We start from the raw sequence: 21,708 nt of genomic DNA on the forward strand, positions 1-21,708 counted from the left end.
GTGGCGCGGTCGAGCGTGGCCGCGAACGTTCCCGGCCGGGCGGTATCACGGAATCCGCCGGGGTCCGGTGCGAAGGGGCCCGAGCGCACTCCGTGCGCCGCCCGGCCGGGTGCCGCGCTAGTCGTCGAGGCCCTGCTCGATCACGTAGCGGGTGAGTTCGACTCGGTTCGCGAGCTGTAGTTTGCGCAGGGTGGCCTGCACGTGGTTCTCGACCGTCCGGTGACTCAGATCCAGCCGGGCGGCGATCTGCCTGGCGGACAGGCCTTTCGCGACAAGGCGCAGCACCTCGGTCTCCCGATCGGTGAGCGCGGGCCGGTGCGGTTCACCGGGATCGGCCGGGGCAGTGGCGATCCGGCGGTACTCACCCAGCACCAGTCCGGCGAGACCGGGGGTGAACACCGCCTGCCCGGCGGCGGTCGCCCGGACCGCGGCGACGAGTTCGGCGGCGGAGGCGCTCTTGACCAGGTATCCGGACGCTCCGGCTTTCACCGCGTCCAGTACATCGTCGCGTTCACCCGAGGCCGAGAGCACCAGCACCCGGCTCTCCGGGGATACCCGCAGTACCTCGGCGGTGGCCGGGGCGCCGTTACCGTCCGGCAGGTGCATATCCATCAGCACCACCTGTGGCCGGGCGGCGGCCGCGCGGCGCGCGGCGGCCGCGGCGCTCTCGGCGGTGGCGACCACCCGGAAGCCGGCCTCGGTGAGATCGCGGGATACGCCTTCTCGCCAGATCGGATGGTCGTCGACGACCATCACCGAGATCGTCTCCGCGTCTTGTCCGGTCACCGACGCTCCTTCTGTGTTCGGGCGTCCTCATACTGCCAGAACCGCCGATTCGGCCGGGGCAGTGATCGGCGGTGTCTCAGCCGCGCGGGATACGGAACTCCCATTCGGTGCCCTCGCCGGCGGTTGCCGCGGTGAGCAGTTCGGCGGTGCCGCCCAGGGCCGCGATCCGTCCGCTGATCGAGCGCGACACCCCCATCCGGCCTTCGTGTTCGGCCTCGGTGAGCCGGCCGGGCGCGATACCGACACCGTCGTCGCGCACGCTCACGATGAGTTCCGTGCCGGTGTCCTCCAGCAGGACGAACGCCCGGGCCGCGGGACCCGCGTGTAATGCCACATTGGTGAGTGCCGCCGCGACGGCGGCGGCGATCTCGTCGGCGGTCCAGCGGCCGAGCCGCACCGGGTCGCCCGGCGTGGAGACCACCACATCCGGTGTGGCGTGCGCGGTGAGCAGCGGGCGCAGGTCGACGGTGGTGGTATCGGTGGAGGCCGGGGCGCTCTGTTCGGAGATGAGCCGCCGCAGCGCGATCTCCTGTTCCCCGGCCCGCTGGGCAAGTTCGGTGGCCGGTCCGCCGATCGCGTTTCCGCGCCGCCTGATGTAGGAGAGGATCTGCAGGACGCCGTCGTGTACTTGCCGGGCCAGTCGTTCGCGCTCCTCGGCCGCCGCGGTGAGCCGGACCGCGCGCTGGAGTTGTTCCTGGGCGCGCCGCGCGGTGTTCGCCGCCAGGCCCAGCGCGAGGCCCACCGAGACCAGTACCGGCGCGGTCGCATCGGCCCAGACGTCCTGCCCCCACTGCTGTCGCATGGTGATGATGGCGGCCGCGACGATCAGCCCGGAGGTCACTCCCGCCACCGGTCCGCGCAGGATCGCGGCCGAGATCACCGCATTGGCCGACCACATGGTGGTGGGCAGCGGTTGATGCCCGTGATACCACTGGTAATCGGCGACCAGCGGCGTCGCCGCGATCAGGCCGAGGACCACGAGATGGTCGCCGACGACCACCAGCGTCCGGGTCCGCACCGTCTCGGGCGTGTGCCACTGGGCGAGCAACAGCGCCGAAACTCCGGACCAGAGCACCATGAGCGCGATGAAAACCCAGCTCAGCCGCTGGTTCTCGTAGTACTGCACGGAGGCGATCTGCTGTCCGACCGCGTACAGCAGGGTGACCAGCCGGAAGGCCTGCACCGCCCGCCACAGCGGAGCGGTCGCGGCATCGGCCGGATCGGGTTCGGTCGGCGGGTCCGGGCGCATGCCATGCCTTTCCGGCCGGCGGCGGGGGATTCCGATCGCGGCCATTCCCGAACTCTAGGGAGCGAATGCCCCGGCCGACGGGTGAATCTCCGGGTCGGTACCGGTGCTTCCGAGGCGGCGATGCGCCCACTGCCGGTCGAACCAGTCCGGGGCCGCTGCCCGGAAGCGCCGCGGATTCCACGCGCCCGCCCCCGCCGGAACGGAGCCCACCAGCGGCGTGCCGGTGACCCGGGGCAGATCGGTCCGGTTGGTCCGCGTGGCCAGGTCGGGCTGTGCGGGCCACGAGCCGATCACCAGTCCGGCGCATTCCACACCGGCCTGCCGCAGGGCCCAGGTGGTGAGCTCGCTGTGGTTGAGCGTGCCGAGCCCCGGCGCGGCGACCACCAGCACCGGCGCCGACATTTCCCGGGCGAGGTCGAGGAGGGTGAATTCACCCAGCCGCACCAGCAGCCCCCCGGCACCCTCCACCAGCACCAGGTCGGCGGATCGGAGCTCCGCTATCGCGGCGGCGGTTTCGGCCAGGGTGAGCAGTGGGGCGCCGCAGCGGCGGGCGGCGGTATCGGGGGCCAGCGGTTCGGGGTAGCGGGCCGGTTCGGCGGTCCGGGTCACTCCGGCGAGCGCGGATACGACGGCGAGGTCGCCGGGTTCGGTCGCGCCCACACCGGTTTGGGCCGGTTTGCAGACGGCGACCTCGAGTCCGGCGGCGCGGGCCACCGCGGCCAGGGCGGCGGTGGTGACGGTTTTGCCTACCTCGGTGGAGGTTCCGGTGACGAAGAGCAGGTTCATACCGCTACCACCCCGGTGCTGCGGGCGCGGGACAGGACCGGTGTCAGCACGGAATCGATGGTGGCGAGGTCGGTGGCGGACAGGTCGGCGCGGGCGGTGATCCGCAATCGCGAGGTGCCCTCGGGTACCGACGGCGGCCGGAAACAGCCGACTTCGAGGCCCTGTTCGCGACAGGCTACGGCGGCCTCGTAGGCGATCCGTGGCTCGCCCAGGATCACCGGCACGACCGCCGAATCGGGAGTGGGAACACCGGCGATCCGGGCGATCTCACCGGCCCGGTCGAGTACCCGTCGCGGCAGTTCCCGGTCGCGGCGCAGGATCCGTAGGGCCGCGCGCGCCGCGCCCACCGCCGCGGGCGCCAGACCGGTATCGAAGATCATGGTGCGGGCCGTATCGATCAGGTGGGCGCGCACCCGTTCGCCGCCCAGTACCACCCCGCCCTGGGCGGCGAGGGCTTTCGACAGGGTGCCGGTCACGACCACATCGGGTTCGCCTGCCAGGCCGGACTCCTGGACGAGTCCGCGCCCGCCGGTCCCCCGTACACCCAGTCCGTGGGCCTCGTCGACCAGCAGTACCGCACCGTGCGCGCGGGTCACCCGGTGGAGTCCGGCCAGCGGCGCGAGGTCACCGTCGGCGCTGAACACCGAATCGGTGAGCACCAGCGCCCGCTCCTCGGCGCGGGTGGCCAGCAGCCGTTGCACCGCGCCGATATCGCGATGGGGAGCGATCTCCACCCGCGCCCGGGAGAGCCGGCAGGCGTCCACCAGTGAGGCGTGGCAGCCGGCGTCGGAGACGATCAGCGATCCCCGCCCGGCCAGGGCGGTGACGGCACCCAGATTGGCGGCGTAGCCGGAGGCGAACACCAGCCCCGCCGCGAACCCGGTGAATTCGGCGAGTTCGGCTTCGAGCAGCTCGTGTTCGGTTGTCGTGCCGGTGACCAGCCGGGAACCGGTGGACCCCGCGCCCCACCGGTTCACCGCCTCGAGGGCACCCGCGATCACCTCGGGGTGCCGGGCCAGTCCGAGGTAGTCGTTGGAAGCCAGATCCAGGCTCGTCGAGGTGGCCGTACGCGGCCGTAGGCGGCGGCGTAGTCCGGCGGTCTCGCGCGCGGCGGCGCGGTCGTCGAGCCAGGCCAGCGGATCGGAGGTCACGTGGGCACCATACTTGAACGGTGTTCAAGGTTGTCGCCGGTGTCCCGATCGGTGCCGGAAACCGGCCCTGCGCGTCAGCGGATATCGGCGCCGAGCCGGTGCCGGATTCCAGCGGTGAACAGCTGAAGACCGAAATCGAAGCGGCTGGTCGGATCCTCGGATTCGACCAGCGTGCCGGAATCGCCGGCGAGGGCGCCGGCCGAGTCCATCTGCATCCGGGACTGTTCGTCGACCGTATGGCCGAGCACGTAGTACAGCAGTGTGTACGCGGCGAGTTCGGCCTCGTCGCGGGGGATACCGGCCCGGATGACGGCGGCCGCCAGGCGTTCCCGGCCCTTGCTGGTGGTCAGGCGGGAGGCGTAGGTGGCCGAGACCAGTTCCGCGCCGTCGCGGTAGGTGAGCAGGCAGTCGCGCAGCCGGTGGGCCAACTCGGCGAGCGCGCCCGCCCAGTCGCCGGCGCGCACCGGCTGCTCCATCGGTGCGAGGATCCGGTCGGCCACCGCGCCGAGCAGGGCCTGCTTGTTCGGGAAATGCCAGTACAGCGCGCCGGGCTGGACCTTCAGCGCCCCGGCGAGGCGGCGCATGGTGAGGTCGGCCAGACCGTACCGGTCGAGGATGGCGACGGCGCCGTCCACGACGTCGTCCCGGTGTAGCTGCACGGTGGAGTCCCTCCCGGTCTGGCGGCGGTTCCTCTCGACGCTACCCCAGCCTGAACACCGTTCAAGCTTTGGCGCTACCCTGCCTTGAACACTGTTCAAGTTCTGGGTTCCGCGAAGGCCGGGACCAGGAAACCCGCCGGACGAAGGGATCCGCCAGTGAACCGGGCACCCGTGAGGAACTCCGAAACCGCCGTCACCGTCGAGGACGTACTGGCTGTCGCCCGCGAGCAGGTGCTCGACCGGGGGATCGGCCTGTCCCGGGAGCAGACGCTCGCCGTCCTGCGCCTCGAAGACGACCGCCTCGAAGAATTGCTCGAACTCGCCCACGAAGTACGGATGAAATGGTGCGGACCCGAGGTGGAGGTCGAGGGCATCATCAGTCTCAAGACCGGTGGGTGCCCGGAGGACTGCCACTTCTGCTCCCAATCGGGCCTGTTCCAGTCGCCGGTACGCGCGGCCTGGCTGGATATCCCGAGTCTGGTGGAGGCGGCCAAGCAGACCGCCAAGACCGGTGCCACCGAATTCTGCATCGTGGCCGCGGTGCGCGGGCCCGACGAGCGGCTGATGGCCCAGGTGGCCGCCGGTGTCGAGGCGATCCGCAACGAGGTCGACATCCAGGTCGCCTGCTCGCTGGGCATGCTCACCCAGGACCAGGTCGACCGGCTGGCCGCGATGGGTGTGCACCGCTACAACCACAACCTGGAAACCGCGCGGTCCTACTTCCCCAACGTCGTCACCACACACAGCTGGGAGGAACGCTGGAACACCCTGCGGATGGTGCGCGCGGCCGGGATGGAGGTCTGCTGTGGCGGCATCCTCGGTATGGGCGAAACTCTGGAGCAGCGTGCCGAATTCGCCGCCGACCTGGCCGAGCTCGATCCCGACGAGGTCCCGCTGAACTTCCTGAACCCGCGTCCGGGTACACCTTTCGGTGACCTCGAGGTCCTCCCGGCCGCCGACGCGCTGCGCGCGGTCGCGGCGTTCCGTCTCGCATTGCCCCGCACCCTGCTGCGGTTCGCGGGCGGCCGGGAGATCACCCTCGGCGATCTCGGCGCCCGCCAGGGCATCCTCGGCGGGATCAACGCGGTGATCGTGGGCAACTACCTCACCACGCTCGGACGTCCCGCCGAAAAGGATCTGGACCTGCTGGGCGAGCTCGAAATGCCCATCAAGGCACTCAACGAGACCTTCTGATCGGCGACGTCAGCCGGGGAAAGGCCGAACCCGTGAGTACTGTCGGCGATATGGACGCGCGCTACAACCCGTTCACGGGCCGGCCTGCCGGGCCCGGGCTCGACGAACCGATCGCCCGGGCGGTGGAGCTGGGACTGGAACCGCCGCGGTTCTGCGAACAGTGCGGCCGCCGGATGATCGTGCAGATCGACCCCGACGGCTGGTGGGCGAAATGCTCGCGGCACGGTCTGATCGATTCCGCGAACCTGGAGAGGCGGTAGCGATGCCCGGTGGGAGTCGCGCCGGGACGCGCCGCGAGCTACGGGCCGCCCTCGTCCTGTTGCTCGTGGTGGTGCTGGTGAGTCTGGTGGTCGGCGCACTGTGGGGGCTGCTGGCGCCCACCGAACGGGTACTGGTGGTCGAACCCGGTCGCGGTGCCGCACTGGTCGGGGAGAGTCTGCACCGGTTCGACGCGACGGCACTGTTCGCCGGCGCCGGAGCGGTGACCGGTTTCCTGTCCGCGATCGCCGCGTGGCGGTGGCGCCGTATGCGCGGTCCCATCCAGGGTGCGGGACTGGTGCTGGGTTCGGTGGCCGGAGCATGGCTCATGGCGTGGATCGGGAATCTGGTCGTCGATCTGGACAATCCGCGCCCGGATGATCCGGCGGTCGGCCGGATCGTTGCGCTGCCCGTGGAATTGGGCAGTCAGTTCGCGCTGGTGGTGCAGCCGTTGATGGCGGGCCTGGTGATTCTGATCCTGGCCGGGCTCAGTCCGGCGGAGGATCTGGGAACCGGGTTCATGAGCCCGTTCGGCGAAACCCGGCCCCAGCCCTACGCCGATCCGGAGCCGGGAGACGGGTCGTACCGGCCGGTCCCGCCCGATGGCGCGACCACCGGTGATCCGGCCCGGGCCGGTGCCGCGACCGGGTCCGGCGGACAGGCCGGCGCGCCGCCGGAGGGCCCACCGAACCCGGCGCACTGACGCCCGGCGAATCGCGTCCGGCGTTGGCGTACGGGGCGGGATCATGTAGCGGCCCCGACCATTTCGTGAACATCCCGGAGTCCCGGTGGGTGGGCCGGGATCCCGTCCGGATGCGCGTGTCGTCCCGGGCGGTCGTAGGCTGACCGGATCCGGCCGGCAGGGAGAGGACGTCGTGGGGTTCACCAGTGCGCTCGTGGTCGAGGAGATCGATGGGACGTTCTGGACGGTCCGCGAGCCGCTGGGCTACGCGGGTGCGGCGGAGCATTTCGAGGTACCGGTCGGCTTCCGTACCGATTTCGCCTCGGTACCGCGTCCGGTGGTGTGGCTGATACCGCGGTACGGCGTGTACACGCGGGCGGCGATCCTGCACGACTATCTGCTGCGCTCGGGACTGGTGAGCAAGGTCGACGCCGACGGCCTGTTCCGCCGGGCCCTGCGCGAATGCGCGGTATCGCTACCGCGCCGGTGGATGATGTGGACCGCGGTGCGTTTCGGCAGCCGGTTGCAGGGGATCTCGCCGGCCGCCTTCGCGGTGTGCACCGTGGTCGCGGTGCTCTCCCTGGTGTTCCTGGTGATTCCCACGGTCGTGGTCACGGTGTTCCTGCTGCTGTTCTGGGTGATCGAACTGATCGCCTGGCCGCTGGATCGCTCGGTGCGGCATCCGGAAACGAAACCGGTGCCGCGTCCCGATCTGCGGACCTGATCCGCTCCGGCCGGGTGTAGCGCCGCGTCGGCGGTCGGGAATCGGCTCCGGTCAGGCGCGGGGGCGTAGTGCGGCGAATTCGTCGGTGACACGCAGGTCGGAATCGCTGAACCGGTACACCGAGGCGGGCCGCCCGCCCGCGCGGCCGGGAGCCGCGGTGTCACCGGTGGGGGTGATGACCTTGCGCCGGGTGAGGACACGTTGCAGGTTCGTCGTATCGACGTCGTAACCCAGTGCAGCGCAATAGATTTCCCGCAGAGTGGACATGGTGAACCGATCGGGTGCCAGGGCGAACGAGATATTGGTGTAGGACAGTTTGGCGGCGAGGCGGGCCCGGGCGTGTTCGACGACCGTGCCGTGGTCGAACGACATCTCCGGCAGCGCGGCCACCCGGTGCCAGGAGGTGTCGTCGGGGAGTTGTGGATCGGCGGTGAGCGGGACCAGGCCGAGGTAGGCCGAGGCGATCCGGCGCGGTCCCGGGACACGGTCGGGGGCGCTGAACACCGACAGCTGTTCGAGGTGGTCCACCTCGCGGACGTCCACCTTCTCGGCCAGCTGCCGGCGCGCCGAGGTGTCGAGGTCCTCGTCGTTGCGCAACCGGCCGCCCGGTAGCGACCAGGTGCCGCGCTGAGGGTCCAGCGCCCGCTGCCACAGTAGGACCGCGAGTTCCCGCTGTTGGCGGTGCGGGCGACGACTGCGCACGCTCGCAGTGCTCTCACCTGCGGGGATGACGGCGGGGAAGCGGCGAACCTGGAACACTGCGGTGAGCGATTCATGGATGGTGCTAAACTGGTCCACGTTTTCGATCATAAGTCGAAAACCTGGTGAGTGCGAATCGGCAGAGACGACGATCGCACGGAGGAAGGAGCGACCATGGCGACGATGGGAGCAGATTTGGCCCCGGCGCCGGGTACCGCACTGCGGGAGCGGATCAGCGACGGGCCGGCCGGCTACACCGGGGTCGAGGCGACACCGGAATGGGCGGCCGAGGTGAAACGTCTTGCGCGCCAGCGCAACGCCACCATTCTCGCGCACAATTACCAGCTGCCCGAAATCCAGGACGTGGCCGACCACGTCGGGGATTCGCTGGCACTGTCCCGGATCGCGGCCGAAGCGCCCGAGGAGACGATCGTCTTCTGCGGTGTGCACTTCATGGCCGAGACCGCCAAGATCCTCAGCCCGGAGAAAACCGTGCTGATCCCCGACGAGCGCGCGGGCTGCTCGCTGGCGGATTCGATCACGGCCGAGGAACTGCGCGAATGGAAGGCCGAACACCCGGAAGCGGTGGTGGTTTCTTACGTGAACACCACTGCCGCGGTGAAGGGGCTCACCGATATCTGCTGCACCTCCTCGAACGCTGTGGACGTGGTCGCCTCGATCGATCCGGATCGCGAAGTGCTCTTCCTGCCCGACCAGTTCCTCGGCGCGCATGTGAAGCGCGAGACCGGTCGCGAGAACATGCACATCTGGATGGGTGAATGCCATGTGCACGCCGGGATCAACGGTGACGAGCTCAACGAGCAGGCGCGCGCCCACCCCGACGCCGAACTGTTCGTGCACCCCGAATGCGGTTGCGCCACTTCGGCGCTGTATCTGGCCGGTGCGGGCGAATTCCCGGCCGACCGGGTGCACATCCTGTCGACCGGCGGCATGATCGACGCCGCGCGGGCCGCCAAATCCAGTCAGGTGCTGGTCGCGACCGAGGTCGGCATGCTGCACCAGTTGCGCAAAGCCGCCCCGGGAATCGATTTCCAGGCAGTCAACGACCGCGCCGCCTGCAAGTACATGAAGATGATCACCCCGGCCGCGCTGCTGCGCTGCCTCGAAGAGAACCGCGACGAGGTCCACGTCGACCCCGAGACCGCGGCACTGGCCCGGCATTCGGTGCAGCGGATGATCGAGATCGGTAACCCCGGCGGCGGGGAATGACGCGGGCCCGGAAGTGACCTCGGTTCGACCGGTGCGGAGTACGTGATGACCGATGAACTGGATCGGAAGTGGGAGACAAGCGCCGACCTGGTCGTGATCGGCGGCGGGGTCGCCGGGCTCACCGCGGCCCGGGCCGCCGCGCGAGCCGGACTGCGGGTGCTGATCCTGAGCAAGGGCGGCCCGGCCGATACCGCCACCCAATACGCGCAGGGCGGCATCGCCGTGGTCGCGCCACACGGGGACTCGGTGGATTCCCACGTCGCCGACACTCTCGGCGCCGGTGGCGGCCTGTGCGATTCCGACGCGGTACGTTCCATTGTCGAAAGCGGACCGGATGCAGTGGCCGCCCTCACCGACCTGGGCGCGGTATTCGACCTCGGCCGGGACGGGGAGGTCTCCCGGACCCGGGAAGGCGGGCACAGTACGCGCCGCATCATCCATGCCGGGGGCGATGCCACCGGCGCGGAGGTGCAGCGGGCGCTGTCGGCAGCCGGATTACCCGTGCTGTTCGGCACGGCGGTACTCGAGATCGTCACCGACGCCACCGGTGTCCAGGGCGTCCTCGCGGTCTCGGATCGGGGTGTCGGTGCGGTGCACGCGCCCGCGGTGCTGCTGGCCACCGGCGGGTTCGGCCAGTTGTACGCGCTGAGCACCAATCCGGTCGGCGCCACCGCCGACGGCGTCGCGCTGGCACTGTGGGCCGGCGCGGCGGTGGCGGATCTGGAATTCGTGCAGTTCCACCCCACCGTTCTCTACACGCCCGACGGTTTCGGAAGGCAGCCGCTGATCAGCGAGGCGGTGCGCGGTGAAGGTGCGCGGCTGGTGGATTCGCGGGGCGAGTCGGTGACTGCGGGCGTGCATCCGCGCGGCGATCTGGCGCCACGGGATGTGGTGTCACGGGCCATCGCCGCCCGGATGCGGCTGCTCGGTGACGATCATGTGTACCTGGATGCCCGGGACGTCCCCGAATTCACCCGGCGTTTTCCGACCATCACCATGTCCTGCCGCGCCGCGGGGATCGATCCGCGCCGTGAACTGATACCCGTGGCCCCCGCGGCGCACTATCAGTGCGGCGGTGTCCACACCGATCTGCACGGACGCACCGGGGTACCCGGGCTCTACGCGGCCGGTGAGGTCGCGCGCACCGGGTTGCACGGCGCCAACCGCCTGGCCTCCAACAGCCTGCTCGAAGGCCTGGTGATGGGTGAGCGGGCCGGGCTCGCGGCACTGGAGCGTCTCGGCGAACCCGCGAACGTGGCGGTCGGCTCGGCGACGATCCGCCCGGCGGTCGACCGGACCGTCCTGCAGCAGACCATGACCGATCACGCCTCGGTCGTCCGTGCCGGTGCCGGTCTCGCACGAGCGGCGCGGACGCTCGAGGCCGTGCCCGGTGCGGTGACACCCGGGGCGGGTGCCGCCCGCACCGCCCGCGATCTCGTGGCCCGATTCGAGGACGCCGCGCTCACCGTGACGGCCCGGGCGCTGCTGCTGGCAGCGCGAGTACGGACGGAGAGCCGCGGCTGCCATACCCGCTCGGATCATCCGCGTTCGGTGCCGAGCGCCGCCCGTTCGACCGTGCTGCGACTCGACGATCGGGGCGCACCGCGAGTGGTCACCGAACCCACCACGCTGACGACGCCGTCATGATAACCGGGACGCCGGCACGCGCCGCCGACCCGTCGTCCGATCGGGGCCGCCCCCACGGAACCGCCCGAGGCGAATCGTAAACGAGGAGAAGGCAATGACATTGGATCCCGGTCTGGATCTCGACGAAGTGCGCGGTGTCATCCGGACGGCGCTGGACGAAGATCTGCGCTACGGGCCCGATATCACCACCACGGCCACCGTCCCCGCGGACGCGGTGGTGAAAGCGGCGGTCGTGGCCCGGCAGCCGGGGACTGTCGCCGGTATCGATATCGGCCTGCTCGTTCTCGACGAGGTGATCGGGGCCGGAAGCTACGAGGTCACCGACCGGGTTCCCGACGGCACCCGGATCGCCCCCGGTGAAACGGTCCTGGGCCTGGTCGGACCGACCCGCGGCCTGCTCACCGCCGAACGCACCATGCTCAATCTCATGTGTCACCTGTCGGGAATCGCCACCGCCACCGCCGCCTGGGTGGACGCGGTCGACGGCACCGGCTGCCGGATCCGGGACAGCCGCAAGACGCTGCCGGGCCTGCGGGGCCTGCAGAAGTACGCGGTCCGGGCCGGTGGCGGGGTGAACCACCGGATGGGCCTGGGCGACGCCGCTCTGATCAAGGACAACCATGTCGCCGCCGCGGGATCGGTGGTCGAGGCGCTGCGCGCCGTGCGCACCGCCGCACCGGATATCGACTGCGAGGTCGAGGTCGACGATCTCGACCAGCTCGACGCGGTACTCGGTGAGGACGTCGCGCTGGTCCTGCTGGACAACTTCCCGCTCTGGCAGACCCAGGCCGCGGTCCAGCGCCGCAACGCCACCGCTCCGGGCACGAAGCTGGAATCCTCCGGTGGCCTCACTCTCGACATGGCCGCCGGTTACGCCCGTACCGGGGTCGATTTCCTGGCGGTCGGGGCCCTGACCCATTCGGTTCGGGTACTCGACCTCGGCCTCGATATGTAGCGGTACGAGCACAATCGTTTGCGCTGGATGTGGCCACATTCGGATCACTCGGGTTTCAGGAGAGGCGGATACCGTCCCCGATCCATGATCCGCCTCAGCACGGTGATCTCGTTGGATCGGTCGCGGTCGCAGGGGTAGGAAACCTCGCTGGGACATGGTTGACGATCGGCGATCTGCCCGGAAGCGGTGGCAACCCGCTGCGGCCGGGTATCTCGGTGGACGCGTCGCCGGCCGAGTCGCCGGAATTCGAAGCGTGGTGCCCGTTGCGCTGATGTGTCCCATCTGTCATTCGGCACCCCGCAAGCTTGTCCGAGGCACTGGTCACCGACTACCTCAAGCGTCCCGCGCAGCGGTTCGCACCGCTCGCCCGGCAACGAGACTTCATCGATGCCTCGAGCGGCGGCGGTGACCGGGTTACGACCTGGGGTCGATATCGACCATCGGTCGAGCCATGGATCGGCGTGAGAAGTTCATCGCCGCCGGTAACCCGGCATCGGCCGATGAGATACGGAGGGCATTGCACGTCTGAGACCGTGCGACTTCCTCCAGGAAAGCGCACAGCCGCCGACCGGCTGCCGGTCGGCGATGGCGGACCGGGCGGTGCGGAACATCCGCGGAGCTCGCGCGGTTGCTCGTGTCGGACCCGGACGAAAGAGGGATGCTGATGTCGAAGCCCGCGGATGCCGCCTGTCACTGGAACGGCGACGCATTGGATCTGGACGCGTATCTGGCGCGGATCGGATATACCGGCCCGCGCACCCCGACCTTGTCCGTGCTGCGCGATCTGGTCGCCGCGCACACGACCGCCGTACCGTTCGAAAATCTGGAGGCGGTGCTGGGGCGGCCGGTTCCGTTGGATCTGGAAACCCTGCAGGACAAACTGATCCGGCGGCGGCGTGGGGGTTACTGCTACGAGAACGTCACCGTGTTCGCGGCGGCACTGGAACGATTCGGGTTCGGCGTCACCGGCCTTTCCGGCCGGGTCACCATGGGTTCGGGTGGTCTCCGTCCGGCCACCCACGCGCTGCTGCGGGTCACCGTCGCCGACGACGACCGCGTATGGCTGGCCGATGTGGGGTTCGGCGCCGGACCGTCCGAACCGTATGCCCTCGTCGACGAGCCCGGCGAGTTCCGGCTCGGCGGCTGGCGGTTCCGGCTCGAACGCACCCCGGGCGAACTGGGTGCCGACCGGTGGGTACTGCATCAGTTCGCGCGGGAGGGCTGGGTCGACCGCTACACCTTCACGACGAACCCGCAATACCGGATCGATTACGAGGTGGGCAACCATTTCGTCGCCACCTCGCCGCGTTCCCCGTTCACCCAGCGGCCGTTCGTCCAGCGGTTCCTGCCCGGGGTGCATCACACGCTGGACGGTCGCACCCTGACCACCGAGTATCCGGACGGGTCGAGCGACTCCCGGGAACTCGGGCTCACCGAATTGCCGAAGGTCCTCGCCGAAGTGTTCGATATCGAGCTCGCCGACGGGGACTCGGAGGCGCTGGTCCACGCCCCGTGGGCCGTCGGCTGACCGGGTTCGCGGGCGCCGATGATTCGATCAGAACCGGGTGCCGACCGACCAGACCGGTGTCGAGTGCACCCGGGTCAGCCGCCAGCCCTCGGGCAGGCGCCGCGCGGAGAAGCGGTAGACCTCACCCAGCGTGAAACCGGGGTTCGGCAGGGCGGTGCCGGTGGCGGCGGGGGCGAACACGGCGAGCAGGTTCGCCCGGATCTCGGCGGTATCGGTATCCAGGTCGATTGCGATATTGCTGACGAAATGCTGGATCACTTTGTCCGGGGAATGGTTACGGGCTGCCTGTGCGATCAGAGCGTCGCGGCCGGTCGCCTCGCCGCCCGGGGTGCGAGCGGTGGCGTCGGCGGTGTAGATCGTGCGGAACTGTTCGAGATCTCCGGCGTCCAGCGCCCCGGCCAGGCGGTCCACGAGGGCCGTGAGTTCGGTGCGGTCGGTGAGTTCGTGCAGTCCGCGCGCGGGACGATCGGTGGTGGCGTGCGCTCCGGCTGCGCCGATCGCGCCCGCGACGATGGCGGCGAGGATGGTCAGGGATATCTGGCGGCTACGGAAATTCACGGCGGAAGCCCTCCACTATCTGTTGGCTATACCAATGTTGGTATAGCCAACGATATAGCAACTTGTGGGGATTGCCAACAATTGCTTGCTACATTTCCGGTATGAAGATCGCGCACGAGGACGTCCCCGGCAGGCTTCGCTCGCTGCCGACGCGACTGATCAACCAGACCGCGCTACTGGCCGACCGGGCCACCGAGCAGGCGCTGGCCGATACCGGATCACGGCGGTACCACTACGCCGTGCTCACCACGCTCCGGGAAGGCGGTCCGGCGAGCCAGGCCGAGCTCGGTCGCCGCACCGGGATCGATCGCAGCGATATCGTGGCGGTGCTGAACGAACTGGTGGCCCGGGGATTCGCGGTGCGGGAGGCGGACCCCGCCGACCGCCGTCGCAATATCGTCACCCTCGCCGAACCGGGTGCCGAACACCTCGCCGAACTGGATCGCCGGCTGGACTCGGCGCAGGACGAATTGCTCGCCGCCCTGTCCGGCGCCGAGCGTCGCACCCTGGTCGCCCTGCTCACCCGGATACTGGACGATCACACCGGCAGATGATCACCGGGCGGGCCCGCGGACCGGCGCCGCGGCAGTCGCAAGGAGCTGAACCACGCGCAGACCGGCCGCAGGCGGAGGGCCGGTCCCCGGGAACCGCACCGGACGTCCGTCGGCCCCGACGCCCGCCGCGCGATCAGCAGTCGCGAATCATGGTGCGCTGATGGACCCGCCCGCCCGCGTACCGCACACCGGGTACCAGCGGCGTCGGACCGTACGGGGTGAATCCCGTCCGCTCGAAGAACCGGACCGCACGCGGGTTCTCGACCAGCGTCTGCAGGTGGCAGCCCGGTGCGCCGTGTGATCGCAGCCGTTCGAACCACCGGTCCATCAGCTGGTCGGCCGCGCCGGTGCCGCGAGCCTCCGGCACGACGTTGATGTGCAGGTGGGCCGGCCAGCGCGGATCGCTGATCTCGCCCGCCGACGGAGCACGACGCAGTGCCACCGTGGCCGCGTCGAAAGCGCTGCGCGCGAAGAACGCGGCCGGCCGCCGGCGCAGGACCAGGCGGTGCCGCCGGACGGCATCGGCTATCCGCCGGTCCTCGCTCGGGAAGGCCGCGCTGTCGAGGCAGCCGGTGAGGTAGCCGACGAGCGTGCCGTCGTCCTCGGCGAGCAGCAGCGACTCCGGCTCATGGTCCATATACGGTTCCAGATAGATGGCCGCCTCCGATTCGGGGTGACCCCAGAGGCTTTCGGTGGGGGATCCCGCCCCGGCGCGGACGAACAGCTCGCGCAACGCATCCCGGTCGGTTTCCTCGAAAGGCCGAATCCGCATATCGGACAATCTACTTCGTTGCGGCTACCTCAGGCGGTGAGTTCCCGTTCGAGCGGCGTGCGGAACCGGGGAATCGGCCGCACCGCACCGAACCAGCCGGCCGCGCGTTCGGCCTCGGCCGTGACCAGCGCGGCGCCGTCGGCCCCGATGTCCTCGAGGATCCGTGTCACGATCTCGCCGTCCTTGCGCTGTGCCCAGCCGCCGACTATCCGGCCGTCGTACCAGATACTCGGCCCGATATTGCCGTTGCGGTCGAACAGTGGCGACCGATGGTCGCCCAGGTACCAGGACCGCGATTGCCAGCCCATCGGAGTCGGATCGAGCGGGGGGAGCAGCGCGGCCCACGGCGGCGGATCCGCGACCGGCTCGAGGTCGTCGGCCAGCAGCAGACCCGGGGCACCGTCGAGATCGACTTCGACGGTCTCGATATCGGTGAGTGCCTTGCGCACCTGTCCCAGCGTCCATCCGGTCCACCATTTGAGATCACCGATCGGCGCCGGGCCGAAGGTGCGCAACCAGGCTCGGACGAGTTCGCTACGGGCGCGGTCGACCCCGATATCGCCGAGTGGGCCCGACAGCCAGGATTCCACCGGTGCCCACGAATACTGACTGCTCGACCAGGTACCGTTCGGCCGGGCCCGGACGATCCGGCCCTCGGTACCGAGCAGTACCAGCACCCAGCTGGTGATGTTGGACGGTCGCGAATACGACTTCTCGGGCGCGGTATCGACCTGCGTGCGGAGCTCGGGAACGTCCTTGCTCAACTGCGCGCCGGTGGCGCTGCCGCGGGCCAGCAACGCCCGATGCGTCCGATCGGCGACCTCGGCGAGCCAGCCGGCGGCATCGCCGGCCCCGACTCCCGCCTGCTCCAGGTACCGCGCATAGGTCCGGCGCTGTTTGGCCGCGAGCTCGGCACCGCAGGACGCGTGCAGCACGGGTACCAGATCGACCGGCGCGACGAACATGGTGCGCCGCATCGCCAGCATCCGTACCAGCGACCGGTCCTCGTACAGCGCGTGCTCCACCTGCACGGGACCCAGGTCGCGACCACGGGCCGCCACCGAAAGGTGCACGGTGGCCGGATCGGTGGCATGCAGGACCACCATCGACCGCGTGATCTCACCCGGATCGGAGCCGCGGTGCGGATCGGCGAGCCGGTGCCGGACGCCGATCCGGGCGCGGCGCTGCGCGGTACTGATCGAATACATGGCCCGGATGCTAGCCGCCGGATCCGACACCCCTGAGCCGCTCCGGCCCGGTTCCTGCGAATGTGGCCCGCGCCGTGGAATATTCGAAGGATGAGCAGACGCGCAGTGAGCTTCCTGGCCGGGGTGCTGTTACCGGCGTTGACGGCGACGCTGCTGGCCGGGGCGCCCGCCGCCGCGACCCAGGCGTGCGCGGTCGTGACCCAGCCGATCTCGGTGCCGGTCGACGGTGAGCGGGCCACCGGCCTGGCCTACGAACCCCACGGGTGCGCGGTCGGCAACGCGTTGATCGTGGCCGCGCACGGGCACAAGGGTTCGGCGGCCCAGTACGCCGAGTACCTCACCTCGATCGCCGCCCGCACCGGGACACCGGTCGTGTCGATGGATATGCGGGGTAGTGCCCAGTGGCGTACCGGTGAGTGGAACCTGTGGGCCGGTTGGCAGGATCTGGTCGCCGCGACGCAGTGGTACAAGGGAACACATCCCGGTGTGGCGCGCACCATCCTGTGGGGTTGGAGCCAGGGGGCGATGACCTCGGGGCTGGCGGCCGCCTACGGCCCCGCCGGACTGTTCGACTACTGGGTGGACACCTTCGGCCCGTCCGACCTTTTCACCCACTGGTCGGGTCCGGCCGCCGACTACCCGGCCCTGCAGGCGCAGATCCAGCGCGACGCCGGCAATTGCGTTCCCGTCGTCTGCCCACTCGCCTATGCCGACCGCTCCCCGGCGCTCCAGGCCGGCCGGATGGGTATCCGGCATGCCTTCCTCATCCACGGAACGGCCGACGAGGTGGTGCCGTATACGGCCAGCACCCAGATGCGGGCCGCGCTCATGCTCGCTGGTAAACCCAGCACGCTGTACTCCATCGTCAGCGGGCGCACCCTGACCGGCGCGGTCGAACCCGGGCGCCACAATATCGGCCCGGCGCTTTTCGAGGCGGGCTGTGTGGTGGAGCGGCTCGCTCTGGGCACCGAACCGCTCGACGGCAACCGCGACTATGTGGTCGATGTGGCGCGGGGCGTCGTGGCCGCGCCCCCGCCCCCACCGAACGCCAAATGCGCCGCCTAGCGGGCCGGCCGGGGCTACCGGTCGGCCCGGCTACTCGGTGGCCGGTCGCCGAATAGCGGGCGCAGACGCGCAGGCCACCGACGTGCGGTGGATATCCGCCGGGTCAGAGCGATTTCACCCAGTTGGAGAGCAACTGCGCACCGGCGTCGCCCGATTTCTCCGGGTGGAACTGGGTCGCGGAGAGCGCGCCGTTCTCCACCGCGGCCAGGAACCGGCCGGTGCCGTATTCGCACCAGGTCAACCGGGGGGCGGCGAGATGGTCGCTGGGCGGTAGTTCCCAGGTGCGGGCGGCGTAGGTGTGCACGAAATAGAACCGGGTGGCCGGATCCATGCCGGCGAACAGCACGCTGTCGGCGGGTGCGGAAACGGTGTTCCAGCCCATATGCGGCAGAACCGGCGCCTCCAGCTTGTCGACGGTGCCCGGCCACTCACCGCAGCCGTCGGTCTCCACCCCGAACTCCACGCCGCGGTCGAACAGGATCTGCATACCGACGCAGATACCGAGCACCGGTCGCCCACCGGCCAGCCGCTGCCCGATGATCCGCTCCCCGCGCACCGCGCGCAGGCCGGCCATACAGGCGGCGAAGGCACCGACACCGGGGACCACCAGCCCGTCGGCGGCGAGCGCGGCCTCGGGGTCGGCGGTCACCTCGACTCGCGCACCGGCCCGGACCAGCGCTCGTTCGGCGGAATGCAGATTGCCCGAACCGTAGTCCAGCAGCACCACCGACGTCATAATGCCTCCACCAGCCGGTATTCGAACGGTCCGCGGCGGCCGGAGCGAAGGCGGAGGTATCGCATCACAGCGCTCCCTTGGTCGACGGCACACCCGGTACGCGCGGATCGGGCTCCACGGCGGCGCGCAGTGCGCGGGCCACCGCTTTGTACTCCGCCTCCGTCACATGATGCTGGTCGCGGCCGTAGAGCACCCGGACGTGCAGCGCGATCCGGGCATTGAGGGCGATCGATTCGAAGACGTGCCGGTTGAGCACCGTCGAGTACGGGGCCCCGGGATCGTTGCGGCCCCGGACCGGCGCGCCGGGTATCACGGCGTGCAGTAGATGATCCGGTTCTCCGGTGTGCACACAGTAGGGCCGTCCGGAGACATCCACCGCGGCATGCGCCAGCGTCTCGTCCATCGGAATGTAGGCGTCGCCGAACCGGCGGATGCCTTTCTTGTCCCCGAGTGCCTGCCCGAGCGCCTGCCCGAACACGATGGCGGTGTCCTCGACGGTGTGGTGCGCTTCGATCTCGATATCGCCGTCGGCGCGTACCATCAGATCGAAGCTGGCGTGGGCGCCGAGCGCGGTGAGCATATGGTCGTAGAACGGGACGCCGGTCGAGATATCGGTTCGGCCGGTGCCGTCCAGGTTCAGATCCACCACGATGCTGGATTCGGAGGTGGTGCGCTCCACCCGCGCGGTTCGGTTCATACTCTCTTCCGTCTCGGTGATCAGCTCTGCGCTGTCGGTTCGGTGGCGGCCAGTTTCGCGCTGACCCGCAGGAATTCGTCGTTCTCGGCGGCCAATCCGATGGTGGCGCGCAGATATCCGCCGATGCCGACATCGCGGATCAGTACGCCCTCGTCCAGATAGTGCTGCCAGGCGCGCGCGGCGTTCTCGAACTTGCCGAACAGCAGGAAATTCGCGTCGCTGGGGACGACTTCATATCCCACCCCGGTCAGTGCCCGGGCCACCCGATCGCGCTGGGCGGCCAGTTCGGCGACACTGCCCAGGGTTTCGTCGGCATGCCGCAGCGCGGCCCGCGCCGCCGCCTGGGTCACCACCGAGAGGTGGTAGGGCAGCCGCACCAGCAGTAACGCGTCGATGACCGCGGGGGCGGCGACGAGGTATCCGAGCCGGCCGCCGGCGAAGGCGAATGCTTTGCTCATCGTCCGGCTGACGACGAGTTTCGCCGGGTAGCGATCGATGAGACCGATGGCGCTGGGTGCGGCGGAGAACTCGGCGTAGGCCTCGTCGACGATGACGATTCCGGGTGCCGCGTCGAGGATCCGCGCCAGATCGGCGGGCGCGATACTGTGCCCGGTGGGATTGTTCGGGCTGGTCACGAACACCACATCCGGCCGGCGCTCGGCCATGGCGGCCAGTGCGGCGTCGATATCGATCGCGAAATCGGCGCCCCGTTTCGCTTCCACCCATTCGGTGTCGATGCCCTCGGAGATGATCGGATGCATCGAATACGACGGTACGAAACCCAGCGCCCGCCGGCCGGGCCCACCGAACGCCTGGAGCAATTGCTGCAGGATCTCGTTGGAACCGTTGGCCGCCCACACATTGGCCGTATCGACCGGGAAACCGGTCTGCCGGGTGAGGTATCCGGCGAGATCGGTCCGCAGGGCGACAGCGTCGCGGTCCGGGTAGCGGTGCAGGTCGGCGGCCGCGGCTCGGACGGCCTCGGCCACATCGTCGACCAGCGCGCGGCTCGGTGGATGCGGGTTCTCGTTGGTGTTGAGCTGGACCGGGACGCTGAGCTGCGGTGCGCCGTACGGGGATTTGCCCCGCAGATTCTCCCGCAGCGGCAGCGCGTCCAGTCCGATGGCGGATCCGGGAACAGTGATCGCGGTGCTCGCCTCGGAATCGGGATCGCTCACGACAGTGCCTCGAAACGCGCGCGGACCGCCTGCCCGTGGGCGGGCAGATCTTCGGCATCGGCGAGGGCGACCACATGTCCGGCCACATCTTTCAGGGCCGTTTCGCTGTACTCCACCACGTGTATCCCGCGCAGGAAGGTCTGCACGCTGAGCCCGGACGAATGCCGGGCGCATCCGGCCGTGGGCAGGACGTGGTTGGAGCCGGCGCAGTAGTCGCCGAGACTGACCGGGGCGTAGGGGCCGACGAAGATCGCGCCCGCGCTGCGTACCCGCGCGGCCACGGCGGCAGCATCGACGGTCTGGATCTCGAGGTGTTCGGCGGCGTAGGCGTTGACCACCCGCAGGCCTTGCTCGATATCGTCGACCAGCACGGTGCCCGATTGCGTCCCCGTCAGCGCGGTGGTGACCCGGTCGGCGTGTTTCACCACCCTCAGCTGCGCGGTCAGCGCCGCGTCCACCGCATCGGCGAGCTCGGGGCTGTCGGTGACCAGCACGCTGGCGGCGAGCACATCGTGTTCGGCCTGGCTGATGAGGTCGGCGGCCACGTGCACCGGATCGGCGGTGGCGTCGGCCAGTACGGCGATCTCGGTGGGACCGGCCTCGGCGTCGATCCCGACCAGGCCGCGGCAGAGCCGTTTGGCGGCAGTCACGTAGATATTGCCCGGACCGGTGATCAGATCGACCGGCAGGAGTTCGGCGCCGTCGGTATCGGTCCCGCCGTAGGACAGCAGCGCCACCGCCTGGGCCCCGCCGACCGCCCACACCTCGTCGACGCCGAGCAACCGGGCGGCGGCCAGGACGGTGGGATGGGGGAGCCCGCCGAACTGCTGCTGCGGCGGCGAGGCCACCACCAGCGATTCCACCCCGGCGGCCTGGGCCGGGACCACGTTCATCACGACACTGGACGGATAGACCGCATTACCGCCGGGTACGTACAGCCCGACCCGCTCCACCGGGACCCAGCGCTCGGTCACCGTCCCGCCCGGGACCACTTCGGTGGTGGTGTCGGTGCGCCGCTGATCGGCGTGGACCGCGCGGGTGCGCTCGATCGCGACCTCGAGCGCGGCGCGGACCTTGGGATCCAGTTCGTCCAGGGCGGCGGCGAGCCGCTGCGCCGGCACGCGTACCGCGTCCGGGGTGACCCCGTCGAATTTCGCACCGAATTCCAGTGCCGCGGCCGCGCCGCGGTCGCGGACGGCCTCCACCACAGGTCGCACCTGATGCAGTACCGAGTCCACATCGACACCACCGCGCGGCAGCGCGGTGCGCAGTTGCGCGGTCGTGGGAGTGCGACCGCGCAGATCCACGCGGGCGAGCTCGATACGGGATGTCATGGTGGTTTCGGTCCTTGTCTCCGGCCTGGGTACATCAGCACTGGGTGCGGTTCAAGCC

General features: G+C 69.9%; 23 protein-coding genes. 10 read left to right on the plus strand and 13 right to left on the minus strand.

The features are described 5' to 3' along the window. Positions 1 to 117 precede the first annotated feature (117 nt). The 5 genes from ACWCPQ_RS19505 to ACWCPQ_RS19525 all read right to left on the minus strand — a co-directional run bounded on the left by ACWCPQ_RS19505 (position 118) and on the right by ACWCPQ_RS19525 (position 4,631). Positions 118 to 753 (minus strand): response regulator, encoded by a 636-nt coding sequence (locus tag ACWCPQ_RS19505; protein WP_449900959.1) that lies wholly within the window; start codon positions 751 to 753, stop codon positions 118 to 120. Positions 754 to 862: 109 nt separating this feature from the next. Further along, positions 863 to 2,035: a MacS family sensor histidine kinase gene (macS, locus tag ACWCPQ_RS19510; RefSeq protein ID WP_449900961.1), complete on the minus strand. Its 1,173-nt coding sequence runs from the start codon at positions 2,033 to 2,035 to the stop codon at positions 863 to 865. Positions 2,036 to 2,089: 54 nt separating this feature from the next. Then, entirely contained in the window at positions 2,090 to 2,821 is a 732-nt protein-coding gene (gene bioD / locus ACWCPQ_RS19515; RefSeq protein WP_449900679.1) for a dethiobiotin synthase, read from the minus strand. Continuing rightward, on the minus strand, positions 2,818 to 3,972 hold the full coding sequence (locus tag ACWCPQ_RS19520; protein WP_449900681.1) for an 8-amino-7-oxononanoate synthase: 1,155 nt from the start codon (positions 3,970 to 3,972) through the stop codon (positions 2,818 to 2,820). Before ACWCPQ_RS19520 ends, bioD begins: the two co-directional genes overlap by 4 nt. 74 nt (positions 3,973 to 4,046) lie before the next feature. Continuing rightward, positions 4,047 to 4,631, minus strand: a complete 585-nt coding sequence (locus ACWCPQ_RS19525) for a TetR/AcrR family transcriptional regulator C-terminal domain-containing protein (protein WP_449900684.1) — start codon at positions 4,629 to 4,631, stop codon at positions 4,047 to 4,049. Positions 4,632 to 4,787: 156 nt separating this feature from the next. Between ACWCPQ_RS19525 and bioB the strand changes: the two genes are divergently transcribed. The 4 genes from bioB (at position 4,788) to ACWCPQ_RS19545 (ending at position 7,489) form a co-directional block, all read left to right on the plus strand. Continuing rightward, entirely contained in the window at positions 4,788 to 5,825 is a 1,038-nt protein-coding gene (gene bioB / locus ACWCPQ_RS19530) for a biotin synthase BioB (RefSeq protein ID WP_449900686.1), read from the plus strand. Positions 5,826 to 5,875: 50 nt separating this feature from the next. Next, complete coding sequence (gene bsaP, locus ACWCPQ_RS19535) at positions 5,876 to 6,085, plus strand: biotin synthase auxiliary protein BsaP (protein WP_449900963.1); 210 nt, start codon at positions 5,876 to 5,878, stop codon at positions 6,083 to 6,085. Between the two features lie 2 nt (positions 6,086 to 6,087). Next, positions 6,088 to 6,786, plus strand: a complete 699-nt coding sequence (locus ACWCPQ_RS19540; RefSeq protein ID WP_449900688.1) for a DUF2567 domain-containing protein — start codon at positions 6,088 to 6,090, stop codon at positions 6,784 to 6,786. A 172-nt stretch (positions 6,787 to 6,958) separates the two neighbouring features. Next, on the plus strand, positions 6,959 to 7,489 hold the full coding sequence (locus ACWCPQ_RS19545; protein WP_449900689.1) for a DUF1353 domain-containing protein: 531 nt from the start codon (positions 6,959 to 6,961) through the stop codon (positions 7,487 to 7,489). Between the two features lie 51 nt (positions 7,490 to 7,540). Here ACWCPQ_RS19545 and ACWCPQ_RS19550 read toward each other — a convergent pair whose 3' ends face one another. Further along, positions 7,541 to 8,287 (minus strand): NUDIX hydrolase, encoded by a 747-nt coding sequence (locus tag ACWCPQ_RS19550; RefSeq protein WP_449900691.1) that lies wholly within the window; start codon positions 8,285 to 8,287, stop codon positions 7,541 to 7,543. A gap of 75 nt (positions 8,288 to 8,362) precedes the next feature. On the opposite strand from ACWCPQ_RS19550, the gene nadA reads away from it, so the two are divergent. The 4 genes from nadA (at position 8,363) to ACWCPQ_RS19570 (ending at position 13,548) form a co-directional block, all read left to right on the plus strand. Further along, positions 8,363 to 9,418: a quinolinate synthase NadA gene (gene nadA, locus ACWCPQ_RS19555; protein ID WP_449900693.1), complete on the plus strand. Its 1,056-nt coding sequence runs from the start codon at positions 8,363 to 8,365 to the stop codon at positions 9,416 to 9,418. 45 nt (positions 9,419 to 9,463) lie between these two features. Beyond that, a complete protein-coding gene (locus ACWCPQ_RS19560) occupies positions 9,464 to 11,065 on the plus strand; it encodes an L-aspartate oxidase (RefSeq protein ID WP_449900696.1) in 1,602 nt (533 codons plus the stop codon). A gap of 94 nt (positions 11,066 to 11,159) precedes the next feature. Next, a complete protein-coding gene (nadC, locus tag ACWCPQ_RS19565) occupies positions 11,160 to 12,020 on the plus strand; it encodes a carboxylating nicotinate-nucleotide diphosphorylase (protein ID WP_449900697.1) in 861 nt (286 codons plus the stop codon). A 664-nt stretch (positions 12,021 to 12,684) separates the two neighbouring features. Then, on the plus strand, positions 12,685 to 13,548 hold the full coding sequence (locus tag ACWCPQ_RS19570) for an arylamine N-acetyltransferase family protein (RefSeq protein ID WP_449900699.1): 864 nt from the start codon (positions 12,685 to 12,687) through the stop codon (positions 13,546 to 13,548). Positions 13,549 to 13,575: 27 nt separating this feature from the next. Here ACWCPQ_RS19570 and ACWCPQ_RS19575 read toward each other — a convergent pair whose 3' ends face one another. Next, positions 13,576 to 14,106 (minus strand): nuclear transport factor 2 family protein, encoded by a 531-nt coding sequence (locus ACWCPQ_RS19575; RefSeq protein WP_449900702.1) that lies wholly within the window; start codon positions 14,104 to 14,106, stop codon positions 13,576 to 13,578. Between the two features lie 101 nt (positions 14,107 to 14,207). Between ACWCPQ_RS19575 and ACWCPQ_RS19580 the strand changes: the two genes are divergently transcribed. Beyond that, positions 14,208 to 14,660, plus strand: coding sequence for a MarR family winged helix-turn-helix transcriptional regulator (locus ACWCPQ_RS19580; RefSeq protein WP_449900704.1), 453 nt, complete (start codon positions 14,208 to 14,210; stop codon positions 14,658 to 14,660). Positions 14,661 to 14,793: 133 nt separating this feature from the next. Here ACWCPQ_RS19580 and ACWCPQ_RS19585 read toward each other — a convergent pair whose 3' ends face one another. Next, on the minus strand, positions 14,794 to 15,432 hold the full coding sequence (locus ACWCPQ_RS19585) for a GNAT family N-acetyltransferase (RefSeq protein WP_449900707.1): 639 nt from the start codon (positions 15,430 to 15,432) through the stop codon (positions 14,794 to 14,796). A 29-nt stretch (positions 15,433 to 15,461) separates the two neighbouring features. Further along, entirely contained in the window at positions 15,462 to 16,640 is a 1,179-nt protein-coding gene (locus ACWCPQ_RS19590; protein ID WP_449900710.1) for a winged helix DNA-binding domain-containing protein, read from the minus strand. 90 nt (positions 16,641 to 16,730) lie between these two features. Between ACWCPQ_RS19590 and ACWCPQ_RS19595 the strand changes: the two genes are divergently transcribed. Beyond that, on the plus strand, positions 16,731 to 17,705 hold the full coding sequence (locus ACWCPQ_RS19595; RefSeq protein ID WP_449900712.1) for an alpha/beta hydrolase family protein: 975 nt from the start codon (positions 16,731 to 16,733) through the stop codon (positions 17,703 to 17,705). 103 nt (positions 17,706 to 17,808) lie between these two features. On the opposite strand, the gene hisH is transcribed toward ACWCPQ_RS19595, so the two are convergent. The 4 genes from hisH to hisD all read right to left on the minus strand — a co-directional run bounded on the left by hisH (position 17,809) and on the right by hisD (position 21,650). Continuing rightward, complete coding sequence (hisH, locus tag ACWCPQ_RS19600) at positions 17,809 to 18,441, minus strand: imidazole glycerol phosphate synthase subunit HisH (protein ID WP_449900714.1); 633 nt, start codon at positions 18,439 to 18,441, stop codon at positions 17,809 to 17,811. Between the two features lie 64 nt (positions 18,442 to 18,505). Then, positions 18,506 to 19,138, minus strand: coding sequence for an imidazoleglycerol-phosphate dehydratase HisB (gene hisB / locus ACWCPQ_RS19605; protein ID WP_449900716.1), 633 nt, complete (start codon positions 19,136 to 19,138; stop codon positions 18,506 to 18,508). A gap of 20 nt (positions 19,139 to 19,158) precedes the next feature. Further along, positions 19,159 to 20,316, minus strand: coding sequence for a histidinol-phosphate transaminase (locus ACWCPQ_RS19610; RefSeq protein WP_449900718.1), 1,158 nt, complete (start codon positions 20,314 to 20,316; stop codon positions 19,159 to 19,161). Beyond that, positions 20,313 to 21,650 carry a histidinol dehydrogenase gene (gene hisD / locus ACWCPQ_RS19615; protein WP_449900719.1) on the minus strand — a complete coding sequence of 446 codons (1,338 nt, stop codon included), beginning with the start codon at positions 21,648 to 21,650 and terminating at the stop codon, positions 20,313 to 20,315. Before hisD ends, ACWCPQ_RS19610 begins: the two co-directional genes overlap by 4 nt. Between the last annotated feature and the right edge of the window lie 58 nt (positions 21,651 to 21,708).

This window comes from Nocardia sp. NPDC001965, assembly GCF_053594175.1.